General features: G+C 59.9%; 9 protein-coding genes. 4 read left to right on the top strand and 5 right to left on the bottom strand.

What is annotated here, in order from left to right; genetic code table 11:
• From C9413_RS19405 to C9413_RS19395, 3 genes are all read right to left on the bottom strand, one after another.
• Nucleotides 1-767, bottom strand: a 767-nt coding sequence (locus C9413_RS19405) for an ATP-binding cassette domain-containing protein (protein ID WP_170250779.1), incomplete at its 3' end; no start/stop codon positions are given.
• Nucleotides 768-795: 28 nt separating this feature from the next.
• The gene (locus tag C9413_RS19400) at nucleotides 796-1725 is read right to left on the bottom strand and encodes a sugar ABC transporter substrate-binding protein (protein ID WP_040115964.1); all 930 of its coding nucleotides are present in this window, start codon (nucleotides 1723-1725) and stop codon (nucleotides 796-798) included.
• Nucleotides 1726-1841: 116 nt separating this feature from the next.
• The gene (locus C9413_RS19395) at nucleotides 1842-2822 is read right to left on the bottom strand and encodes an ABC transporter permease (RefSeq protein WP_170250778.1); all 981 of its coding nucleotides are present in this window, start codon (nucleotides 2820-2822) and stop codon (nucleotides 1842-1844) included.
• A 210-nt stretch (nucleotides 2823-3032) separates the two neighbouring features.
• Between C9413_RS19395 and C9413_RS19390 the strand changes: the two genes are divergently transcribed.
• The 4 genes from C9413_RS19390 to C9413_RS19375 all read left to right on the top strand — a co-directional run bounded on the left by C9413_RS19390 (nucleotide 3033) and on the right by C9413_RS19375 (nucleotide 7305).
• On the top strand, nucleotides 3033-3842 hold the full coding sequence (locus C9413_RS19390) for a transketolase (protein WP_040115962.1): 810 nt from the start codon (nucleotides 3033-3035) through the stop codon (nucleotides 3840-3842).
• A complete protein-coding gene (locus C9413_RS19385) occupies nucleotides 3842-4798 on the top strand; it encodes a transketolase family protein (protein ID WP_040115961.1) in 957 nt (318 codons plus the stop codon). Before C9413_RS19390 ends, C9413_RS19385 begins: the two co-directional genes overlap by 1 nt.
• 65 nt (nucleotides 4799-4863) lie before the next feature.
• On the top strand, nucleotides 4864-6330 hold the full coding sequence (locus tag C9413_RS19380) for an FGGY-family carbohydrate kinase (protein ID WP_040115960.1): 1467 nt from the start codon (nucleotides 4864-4866) through the stop codon (nucleotides 6328-6330).
• Nucleotides 6331-6351: 21 nt separating this feature from the next.
• Nucleotides 6352-7305: a sugar-binding transcriptional regulator gene (locus C9413_RS19375; protein ID WP_040115959.1), complete on the top strand. Its 954-nt coding sequence runs from the start codon at nucleotides 6352-6354 to the stop codon at nucleotides 7303-7305.
• Between the two features lie 122 nt (nucleotides 7306-7427).
• Here the strand turns inward: C9413_RS19375 and C9413_RS19370 are convergent, their stop codons facing one another.
• Both C9413_RS19370 and C9413_RS19365 read right to left on the bottom strand, forming a co-directional pair.
• Nucleotides 7428-9281 (bottom strand): ABC transporter ATP-binding protein, encoded by a 1854-nt coding sequence (locus tag C9413_RS19370; protein WP_040115958.1) that lies wholly within the window; start codon nucleotides 9279-9281, stop codon nucleotides 7428-7430.
• A gap of 629 nt (nucleotides 9282-9910) precedes the next feature.
• Nucleotides 9911-10357: a hypothetical protein gene (locus C9413_RS19365; RefSeq protein WP_170250777.1), complete on the bottom strand. Its 447-nt coding sequence runs from the start codon at nucleotides 10355-10357 to the stop codon at nucleotides 9911-9913.
• Nucleotides 10358-11201 lie beyond the last annotated feature (844 nt).

Raw genomic sequence — 11201 nt, 5'->3', positions numbered from 1 at the left:
GTATGGTCCGACGGAACGGGCAGGGTCGGGAACAGACGGTCGAGCGAACGTCCGACCATGCTCTCGACAATCGTGCGCACGGGCGTCGCGCTGTCGGCGAATTCCTGCACGCGCTCACCGTCGCGAAGCACGACGATCCGGTCGGTAATCTGCCTGATCTCCTCCATGCGGTGGGAGATGTAGATGATGCCAACGCCTTCGGATCGAAGCTTTCGGACCTGTTCGAAAAGAGCTTCCGTCTCCGCGCCACCGAGTGCTGCGGTCGGCTCGTCCAGTATCAGGAGCTTTGCATTGAGAGCCAGCGCTTTCGCGATTTCGATGAGCTGCTGATTTGCGGTTGAAAGGCCGGCGACTTTCCGCGTTGCTGGTATATGAAGGTTCAGGCGAGCGAGCTGCTGCGTTGCGCGGCGAACCATCTGGGCGCGGTCGACGACGCCGTTCTTCGTGGGCCAGCGTCCGATGAAGACGTTTTCTGCAATGGAAAGCTGCGGAAGGAGTTGCAGCTCCTGGTGGATCAGGACGACACCCTTGTCGATCGCCTCCCTTGGGGTGGCCGGGGCATAAGGCTGTCCCAGCCATGTCATTGATCCTTCGGATGGCGTGCGTGACCCGGCGATGATGCCGGAGAGCGTTGACTTGCCCGCTCCGTTCTCACCCAGAAGTGCAACGACTTCGCCCGGATAGACGTCAAGGCTGACATTTCTCAGAACCTTGAGCGGCCCATATCGCTTCGATATGCCCCTCAGGGAAAGAACCGGATCAGTCACGGCACACCTCCTCAAGACCTCGACTTTGTTACGGGTGGCTGGCGATGAAACCTGCGACGTTTTCCTTGGTCGTCAACGTGGCATCCAAGAGCTGTACCGGCGGTACCTTCTCTCCGGCGACGAGCTTGGCGGCGTTTGCGACCGCGTCGCGTCCCATCTTCTGCGTTTGCTGCGTTGCAGTCACGTCGAAGACCCCCTTGCTGAGCGCTTCGAGGGCTGCTGTATCGCCGTCGAAGCCGCCCACCACGATCTTCTGGGAGGGATTGGCGACTTTGATTGCCTGCGCGGCGCCAAGTGCGAGTGCGTCGGCTTGGGCAAATACGATCGAGACGTCGGGGTTTGCCTGGAGCATGTTCTGCATGATCTGGAATCCTTCGTCCTGGCTCCATATGTTCGAGTACTGCTCGGCAACAACCTTCACGTCCGGATTGGCCTTGAGGGATTCAGCGCATCCCTTGGAGCGGTCGACCTCGGGGGTCGTCCCCTTCTGGCCATGGATGATCACCATTTTGCCCTTGCCGCCGGCTTGCTTCAGAATGTAGTCGCAAACGGCCTTGGCGGAGGCGACGGAATCCGTTGCAAGGAAGGTGTCGCCGGGCGCTCCGTCGGCGTTTCGGTCAACGTTCACCACCGGAACGCCGGCATTCTTGGCAAGCTTGACCGGAACGGTCGCTGCGGCCGCACCCGCCGGAATGTAGATCAGTGCGTCGATGTTCTGGGTCAAAAGGTCCTGGATCTGGTTGACCTGCGTCGGTCCGTCGCCCTTCGCGTCGACCGTGACGACTTCGATGCCATGCTTCTTGGCTTCGTCCTCGACGGACTGCTTGATCTGATTGAAGAAGTTTGCCTGAAGGTTGGCAACGGCCAGGCCGAGCTTCTTCAGCTCCGCCGCATGTACAGGACCGAGCGTGAGACCAAGTAGTGCGGCAGACGCGAGCATGGTGCGCGCAATTTTCATTTTAATTCCTCCGTTGTTTGATGGAACCCTCGGGTCATTCCTCCCCCTCGGGGTGTTGATCCGCCCCAACCCTTGGGGGCGGAATTCGTGGAGCGCGCCAACTCGGCGGCCGCTCGTCAGGCGCGACGCCGACGAATTGTCTCCGCGCCGACCGCAAGCACGATGACGATGCCGATGATCACCTGCTGAAGGAACGGCGAGACATTGAGAAGATTGAGACCGTTGCGAAGGACGCCGATGATGAGAACACCGATGAGCGTTCCCCCGATCCCGCCGGCGCCGCCAGAGAGCGAAGTCCCGCCGATGACGACCGCAGCGATGGTGTCCAACTCATAGCCAAAGCCACTGGACGGCTGGACCGAGTCCAGGCGGGCCGCGAGCACGATGCCGGCTAGTCCTGCAAGGACTGCGCTGATCACATAGACGCCGATCGTCACGAGCTGGACGTTGATGCCCGCCAGACGCGCGACCTCCGGATTCCCGCCCACGGCGTAGAGCATTCGACCTTCGGAACGAAAGTGCAGGAATAGCCAAGCGGCAAGGACGACGGCAAGCATCAGAAAGACGGTGGCCGTCAGCACACCGAAATGGCGATCGATTGCGAGCATCATGAACCAGTCAGGGAACCCCACGATCTGCTGACCGTCCGTGATCATATTTGCGACGCCGCGAGCCGCGGACATCATGGCCAGAGTGGCGATGAACGCCGGAACCCTGAACTGCGTTACCAGCAGGCCTACGATCAACCCCGAAACGGCGGATGCGATCAGACCGAAAGCGATCCCGACGGGAAGCGGAAGGCCGGCGATGTGGGCGGTCCAGCCCATGACCATCATCGCAAGGGCAAGAACCGAGCCGACCGACAGGTCAATGCCGCCGATGAGGATGACGAAGGTCATACCCACCGCCATGATGCCAAGGACGGTGATCTGATCGAGAATATTGAGGCCGTTTCGAACCGAGAGAAACGCGTCCGTGCTGAAGCTCAGGAAGATGCAAAGCGCGAGCAGTCCCACGAGCGGACCGGTGGCACCCTTGAGCTTGCTCAGCCAGGTGCCGGATGAAAGCCTCTGTTCATTGATGTCGAGCGCCACCATCGTTCCTCCCTGGGTCTAGCTGGTAGCCAATATTCGTGCAGGTAAGAATAATTATTCACACCCGTTGGAAAATTCATTAACAAGTTGGTTTGCGGCTGTCAACAGCGATTGTCCGCGTCAATGGTTTGAGATGTTCGCGCTAGGGGCTTGACTAAACGATGTCATGTGCAAAAATATTGATAAGTGAATAATTATGCACACGAGGAATCAATGGATACCACAGAACTTGAGCGCCTCGCTCGCGAGATCCGATTGCGCGATCTTCGGGCAGTTTTTGAAGCAGGCGCCGGCCATATCGGCGGTGAGATGTCGGTCATCGACCTCCTCACGGCCCTTTACTTCCGCGTCCTGAAAGTCTGGCCGGACCAGCCGAAGCATCCCGATCGAGACAGGTTCGTCCTTTCCAAGGGGCATACGGCGTGCGCCCTGTACGTAACCCTGGCAAAGCGCGGTTTTATTCCCGAAGAGGAGATATCCACCTTTTTGCAGCCGCACTCGAGACTGAATGGACATCCCAACTGCAACAAGGTTCCAGGCGTCGAAACGAATACCGGTCCGCTCGGCCATGGTCTGCCGGTTTCGGTGGGCATGGCGAAGGCCGCCAAGCTCTCCGGCGCGATGTATCATACGTACGTTGTCACCGGCGACGGGGAGATGCAGGAGGGGTCCAACTGGGAGGCAATCATGGCAGCCGTCCAATTCAAGCTGGATAACCTGACGTTGATCGTCGACCACAACAGGTTCCAACAGGGTGCGGCACTTGCCGACACCAACGACATCGCCCCACTTCGACCGAAACTAGAAGCATTCGGTTGGGAGGTGTCCGAGATTGACGGTAACAATATGCACGAGATCGTTCCTGCGCTCGAACATCGAGGCGACCGCCCGCATTGCATTGTCGCGCACACGAACAAGGGACAAGGAATCTCATTCATGCAGGATCGTGTCGACTGGCATCACAAGGTTCCGAACAAGGAACAATACGAAATCGCAGTGGCAGAACTGTCGGAGGCACTGTAATGAACGCGTCAGTAAACGCACCCAAGCTTTACGACTGCCGTGACGCGTTCGCAGCGACGCTCGAACGCCTGGCGACCGAGAACGAGAAAGTTGTAGCGGTCTGCAATGACTCGGTAGGCTCGTCGAAGCTTGGCGGCTTCAGGTCGAAATTTCCGGAGCGCCTGATCAATGTCGGAATTGCGGAACAGAACATGGTCGGCGTTGGAGCAGGCCTGGCCAACGGCGGGCACCTACCATACGTCTGCGGCGCCTCTCCGTTCCTGACTGGACGATCGCTTGAACAGATCAAGGCGGACATCTCTTACTCGAACGCGAATGTTAAGCTCGTGGGCATCTCCTCTGGAATGGCATATGGCGAGCTCGGGCCGACCCATCACTCGATCGAGGATTTCGCATGGACGCGGGTCCTGCCGAACCTTCCTGTGATCGCGCCCTGCGACCGCATCGAGACCGCAGCGGCCGTCGAGTGGGCGGCGACCTACGACGGGCCATGCTTCCTCCGGCTTTCGCGCGTGGGCGTGCCCGACCTTCTTGCGGAAGGTCACAAGTTCAAGCTTGGCAAGGCAAATCTCCTGCGCGAAGGTTCCGACGTCACGCTCATTGCGAACGGCACATTGACTCACCGTATGCTGAAAGCCGCCGAAATCCTCACGGAACGTGGCATTGGGGCCAGGGTTCTCAACTTCGCGACGGTTCGCCCTATAGACGAGGATGCCATCATTGCCGCTGCCAATGAAACCGGAGCGATCGTGACGGCAGAAGAGCATTCGATTTTCGGCGGGCTAGGCTCCGCAGTCGCCGAGGTGGTGGTCGACAATGCCCCCGTTCCGATGAAGCGCCTGGGCGTTCCGGGCGTCTATGCTCCGACCGGTTCGGCTGAGTTCCTTCTCGATGAATTCGGCATGGCTCCGTCGGCAATCGCGGATGCCGCCCAGGCGCTTATCAGGCGCAAATAAGCCGGTTGCACGCGATCGAGCCGGGACGCTCAGCCGCCCCGGCCTTTTAATTTGTGGAGGATACGATGCTCGCTATTCTGGCGATCGATCAGGGCACGACCAATTCAAAGGCAGTTCTGGTTTCTGAAAAGGGAGAAGTCCTCGGCAGAGGCTCCGCGGCTGTGGGAATTTCCTATCCGAAACCCGGCTGGGTCGAACAAGAACCGAACCGTCTCTACACGTCTGTTTGCGAGGCGATCGAAGTCTGCCTGAAAGCGGTCCCGGACGTAACCATTGCGGCTGTGGCAATTTCCAATCAGCGCGAGTCGGTCACGGTTTGGGATGCTGAGACGGGAGAAGCGCTCGGACCGGTCCTCAGTTGGCAATGCAGGCGCACGGCACCTGATTGCGAGCGTCTCCTCGTCGAAGGACATCTGGGTCGCGTGCAGGCGCTCACGGGCCTACCCCTCGACCCAATGTTCCCAGGTTCGAAATTCCGATGGCTGCTTGATCGCGTGCCGAACGGCCGACCAGTGCGACTGGGAACGATCGACAGTTGGCTCGTACACTGCATGAGCGGCGGACGCCGGCACGTGTGCGATGCCTCGAACGCCGCCAGGAGCCAATTGTTCGACCTTGAGGAGCAGACGTGGAGTATGGAGCTCGGCGAGATTTTCGGTGTCGATACCGCACTCCTGCCGGAGGTGCTCGACAGTTCAGCCGATTTCGGAACAACAAAAGGGCTGCAGGGCGTACCCGACGGCACCCCTATCAGGGCCGCGATCGGGGACAGCCATGCAGCCCTGTTCGGCCATGGAGCGTTTAAACCTGGTGATGGAAAGATAACCTTCGGAACGGGGTCTTCGGTGATGACAACCCTTCCGCGATTCATCGCCCCACGCAATGGCGTCACGACTACCGTCGCCTGGCGCATCGACGGAACGCCGACTTTCGCTTTCGAAGGTAACATCCTCGTTTCTGCCGCGAGCCTTCCATGGATGGCGGGCATTCTCGGCCTTGCGGACGTCGCTGCGCTGATCGACCTTGCCGAGACCGCCGAAGCAGGCGGGCCGGGATTCGTGCCAGCCTTCGTAGGACTGGGTGCACCATACTGGAACTCTAATGCTCGCGCCCTTTTCTCTCAGATCAATTTCAGTACGACGCGTGCGCAGATGGCACGTTCGGTGACCGATTCGATCGCGTTTCAGGCCCACGACGTGATCGCGGCCATGCGAGCACAAAGTGGCGGCGAACTTGGCGCCCTTTATGTCGACGGCGGACCAAGCCAGAACCGCTTCCTGATGCAGTGCGTGTCGAACCTTGTCGAGCACGCCGTCATCCAATGCGAGGCCCCCGAGGCGTCGGCAGTTGGCGCCGCATATCTGGCAGGACTGTCGCTTGGTCTGTGGCGCGATCTTGAAGTCATCGCGGCAATACCCAGAAGCACGCAGATCATTGACCCGGAACCTGTGGACCGGGCAGCGCTCCTGAATACCTGGAATGATGCTGTCGCCCGCTCGACGTCGCGCCAAACAATGGCTAAAGGTGAATAAAAATTCCCACCGGGATCAGCCATGGCTCGCCTCAACGAACTCCGCCTCATGTCAAGAGTGGCCCAGATGTACCACATCGAAGGGCGACGGCAGGCTGAGATAGCGCAGCATCTTCGCCTGTCGCAGGCCACGGTCTCCCGAATGCTGAAACGTGCCGAGGCCGAGGACATCGTTCGCACCAGCGTCATTCCTCCTGTCGGTACCTACAGTGAGCTTGAGGGCGCTCTCAGGCAGAAGTACGGACTACCCGAAGCCGTCGTCGTCGAATGTAGCGAGGATCGAGACGGCGCGGTCATGGCACGGATTGGGGAAGCGGCTGCCCATCTCCTTGAGGTCACCCTTGCCCCTGGCGAGATCATTGGAGTTTCGAGTTGGAGTCAGACCATCTTCAAGATGGTCGAAAACATTCACCCGCAGAAAAGCGCCCAGGCGAAGTATGTCGTTCAGACGCTCGGGGGCATGGGCGACCCCTCGGTGCAGACACATGCCACTCAACTGACGACTCGACTGGCACGGCTGACCGGCGCGGAGCCGAAGCTGCTTCCGGTGCAAGGCGTGACGACCTCGCGGGAGGCCAAGCTGCTCATGCAGGCCGATCCGTTCGTCCGTGAGACAATGGACCTGTTCGGCAGCATCTCACTGGCAATCGTCGGCATCGGAGCGGTCGAGCCTTCCGAGCTCCTTGCGCGTTCGGGGAACATCTTTTCGTCGCGGGAGCTCTCCGACCTAGCTGAAGCGGGAGCCGTTGGCGATATCTCGCTCCGGTTCTTCGACAGGAATGGTAAGGCGGTTAAGACGCCGCTCGACGAGCGCGTTATTGGTATCCCGCTCGAAGACCTCGAACGCGTGGATCGCGTGATCGCCTTAGCCGGTGGGTTTAAGAAGACCGCCGCCATCGCCGGCGCCCTTCGAATTGGGGTCATCGACATGCTTGTTACGGACAAGTTCACCGCCCAACGACTCATTGATCTGTAAATCCGGCATTGGACGACCCAAAACGTCGGCGCCTGCATTGTCTGCCAGCGGGCCCGGAGACGAACTGCACAGCCTGTGCGATGCTGCAGCAGTGGTCCGCCATCGTAGCGATGCCCCCAAAGTCAATTGATGACTTCAGGAATGAAGCCGCCTGTCTGACGTTTCCAAAGGCGAGCAAACAGGCCATCCTGTTCGACCAGTTCGTCCGGCCTGCCTTCTTCCACGATACGCCCCTGATCGAGCACGACGATTCGGTCCATCCTGGCGATGGTTGAAAGGCGGTGTGCGATGGCAATGACCGTCTTTCCCGCCATCACCAGATTGAGTTTTTCCTGGATGGCTGCCTCGAATTCGCTGTCGAGTGCGGAGGTCGCCTCGTCGAGCACCAAAATGGGTGCGTTCTTCAACAGGACGCGCGCAATGGCGATACGCTGGCGTTGGCCGCCGGAGAGCTTGATGCCGCGGTCGCCGACGAAGGCGTCAAAGCCCTTGCGGCCTTCACCGTCCGCAAGATCGGCAATGAACGCGTCGGCCCTTGCCGTCTTTGCCGCCTGTTCGATCTCGTCCTGCGTCGCCTCCGGCCGACCGTAGCGGATATTGTCACCGACCGAACGGTGCAAAAGCGAGACGTCCTGCGCGATGACCCCGATCGCGCGGCGAAGGCTTGCTTGCGCGACCGTGCGGATGTCCTGTCCGTCGATCAAGATCGCGCCGTCGCGTATGTCGTAGAAGCGCAGCAGCAGGCTAACCAGCGTCGTCTTGCCCGCCCCGGACAGGCCGACGAGCCCAACTTTTTCGCCGGGCCGCACCGTCAGCGACAGCCCATCGATCACCGGCTTGCCGGTTTTATAGGCGAAGCGGACATTCTCGAAACGGATCTCCCCGCGGTTGACAGTCAATTCGGCCGCGTCCGGCCCGTCGATGATGGTGGGTGGCGTCGTCATCACTGGCATGGCGTCCTTGATGGTGCCTATCGCCTGGAAGATCTGGTGGCCCATCTGCAGGAAGGTGAAGGTGTGCCCGGACAACCGGTGGAGGATGTAGACCGCCGCGACGAACTCGCCGACCGTGAGAAAGCCGTTGACGAGGCCCGAGAAACCGATCGAAAGAATCGACAACCAGAGCGCCATGTTGAGCGCTACAACGATCAGTTCCGACGTCCGGTAAATGCGTTGTTCCTTGTGTTGCGTCTGCACGGCCTTCTGCAGGATGCGGCGGATGGCGCCCGCCTCGCTGTCTTCAGCAGCGAACTGTTTGATCATCTGCATGTTGCTGTAGAGATCAGTGATGGCGCCGGCGACGAGGCTGCGCTGCTTGGCGGTGCGGCGCGAGCGTTCGGCAAAGATCGGCGCAAGCCTGACGGCAAGCGCGACGTTGAGGATGATCCAGACGAGGACCGGCAGGGCGAGCTGCCAGGACAACGTGCCGAGCAGGATCATCGAGCCGACCATCTGCAGGAGGAAGCGCGGGATAGACTGGAATGCGGCAATGATCTGCTGCTGTACGGCGGACGCCACCTGCGAAAGACGGGAGGCAACCTGTCCGGCAAAGAGTTCGTGAAAGAAGGCGAGATCCTGCCTTTCCACCGCCTTGTGACCCTGCCACTGGATGGCGGCCGGCATGCCGACGCCCAGCGTATGCGAGGTGAGGGTGTTTACAAGGAACGAGGCGACCGGCGTGCCCGGAAAAATTAGGAGGCCGAGAAAGGCAAGCAGCGGCCATTCGCTGTGCAGGAAGGCGAGGGCGCCTTGAGCCGTCACGCCGTCGACGATGACCGAAAGCCCCCAGACGATCGTCAGGCTGATGGCTTCGACCACCATCGAGGAAAGTGCCAAGACGATCAGAACGCCGCGGAACATCGAGATGAAGTGCACGAGGACCGCGACCGGGCCCTCGGAGGGCAGCGGGCGATAGGGGATCTCGAGCGGCCGGACCAGCGTCTCGAAGGGACGGTAGATCGCATCTGAAATCGACATGGGCCGCTCGGGTCAAAAATCGGCGGAGGGCTTGGGGACACAGCTACGCGGGTTCCATAGGACCATCTTCGGGCTGCAATCTCAACTAGAAAATCTCTGCTCGTGAGAATTAGTAATATAATTTTGCCCCGTTGGCGGAACAATCGCGGCGGTTTTCCGTTACGGCTGCATGACATCGGAACCAGACGAACCGGCCGTGCTGCAGTATCTGCCGTACGAAACTGACAGGGCTCTTGTTCGGCAGTTGCAATCATTGCCGACATTTGCCGTGCCTTCAGACACCGACGATGCTTTCGGCCCCTTCTTGAAGAGACTTGACGCCATTCGCGAACACCGCGCCGACGACACTTCCACAAAGTAGTTCGGGTGCGACCGATTCATTCGAGGAAATGAGTTCTTCGTTCCAATGTCGCTGCACCGACATGATCCGAAAGCCGCACCTGCAAAACCATAGCGACCCCAAGCAAGATCGGGGCTCACCCGGTGAAAAATCGAGAGCTCAGTTAACTTGCTGTCGAAACGGAGCCGCGCCGATCGATTGCCATCCAGGCAAAGCTTGGGCGCCGACAAGGCGGGCGAACGCGTCATACCTTGTGCGTCGGCACCGAGGCTTCCGTTTCCGCGTTGCGTCATACGGTCAGCAGGTTTGCAATCCGCATAACCGCAAGTGCGCCTGCGGCGTTGCGTGCGCCCTCCTTCGTGCCCTCGGCACAGGTCCATACGTGATTCTTTTTGGCCTGGAACTCTTTGCCGTCTTGCAGAACCATTAGTTCCCCTTCGGTGATGTGGCAAATCATTGCATTGGGCATGGCGCTGACAGGCAGGTCCGACTGCGGCTGAAACACGAGATCGATGAGCGAGACTGTCTTGTAGCCGGGGATCATCGCAGCCCCCTTGCCGAGCTCCACAGCCCGCACACCCGGCGCCAACTCCTTTCCCTCGTCGGCTCGGTAGGTTTGGGCCTGCGCCGAGCTAGCGCCGCCCGCCAATGCGGCGGCCATGGCGCTAAAGGCGGCGGCGCCACCGTAAACGAAGTGCCGACGATCCACGGACATTTCTTTGCTGTCGATAAACATGAAACCAACCTCCCTGCTAGGTTACCTCCGATTGAGGGTCTCTGGCGCGCCGCCGACATCGGCGATGGCGAGATCATCTGAACCTCGCTCGGCGTTAGACAAGAACGCCGTGCTAAGCGCCGCTCTGTAAAGCGGCACCACCGCGATCGCAGCTAGGATACTCCTGTCTCCCGCGGCACTCCACTGGTAAGCGGCAGAACGTTGACGACATAATGCCGCCACCGCGGTTCCAAACGTGATTTCTCCAGGCAGCAGAACGCCCACATAGGGGCTGGATCAGATCTCGCCGTCTTCGGACACTGTCGGCGGGAATCCTGCAGGCGCTCTGCTCTTTCCGGCGGCTTCGGTCGTGTCGCCAGGAAGTCTTTCAGCAGTTGCTTGGTCATGCGCAGCGCCAAGAAAGAAACGTGTCGACCAAGTGGTAGTATGCCGTGGTGTCGCCTACGCGGGCCGGGACCACACCTCGAAGGCGGCATAGATCCTTTCACCGGCCGCTTTCGACTGAGCGTCGGAAGACAGACAGAAAGAGGAAGGCCAGTATCCTGAGATCTTGCGATATCGCGTCTTTGCCAAGACCGGTAAACACGCCTTCCTGATACGTCTTAGCAGGCGATTCGCGGGTAGGGAGGGCTCGTCATGATGTGCGGCAGGTCCTCGTTCCATCTGGAGGAGGACGGGATGTACGAGCGGACGATTGGGTTCTTGGTGGCGGCCGAACTGTCAGCTATGTTCTGGGCTGCTCTCTTTCGCGTGCTAGGTTCCATTTGAGGATCGTTCTGCCGGTCACGGCAGGTTCAATTGCACCCGTCGCCGCCGACGCTGCCGGCTCGAAACAAGGATGCTC

Origin of the sequence: Rhizobium sp. SEMIA 4085 (assembly GCF_013004495.1) — a bacterium.
Taxonomy (GTDB): domain Bacteria; phylum Pseudomonadota; class Alphaproteobacteria; order Rhizobiales; family Rhizobiaceae; genus Rhizobium; species Rhizobium gallicum.
This window is presented reverse-complemented; position numbering and strand designations above follow the sequence as displayed.

What these genes read in the sequence shown, in the direction of transcription:
- C9413_RS19400 (WP_040115964.1), bottom strand. Translation starts at nt 1,725, where the DNA reads ATGAAAATTGCGCGCACCATGCTCGCGTCTGCCGCACTACTTGGTCTC.
- C9413_RS19395 (WP_170250778.1), bottom strand. Translation starts at nt 2,822, where the DNA reads ATGGTGGCGCTCGACATCAATGAACAGAGGCTTTCATCCGGCACCTGG.
- C9413_RS19390 (WP_040115962.1), top strand. Translation starts at nt 3,033, where the DNA reads ATGGATACCACAGAACTTGAGCGCCTCGCTCGCGAGATCCGATTGCGC.
- C9413_RS19385 (WP_040115961.1), top strand. Translation starts at nt 3,842, where the DNA reads ATGAACGCGTCAGTAAACGCACCCAAGCTTTACGACTGCCGTGACGCG.
- C9413_RS19380 (WP_040115960.1), top strand. Translation starts at nt 4,864, where the DNA reads ATGCTCGCTATTCTGGCGATCGATCAGGGCACGACCAATTCAAAGGCA.
- C9413_RS19375 (WP_040115959.1), top strand. Translation starts at nt 6,352, where the DNA reads ATGGCTCGCCTCAACGAACTCCGCCTCATGTCAAGAGTGGCCCAGATG.
- C9413_RS19370 (WP_040115958.1), bottom strand. Translation starts at nt 9,281, where the DNA reads ATGTCGATTTCAGATGCGATCTACCGTCCCTTCGAGACGCTGGTCCGG.
- C9413_RS19365 (WP_170250777.1), bottom strand. Translation starts at nt 10,357, where the DNA reads ATGTTTATCGACAGCAAAGAAATGTCCGTGGATCGTCGGCACTTCGTT.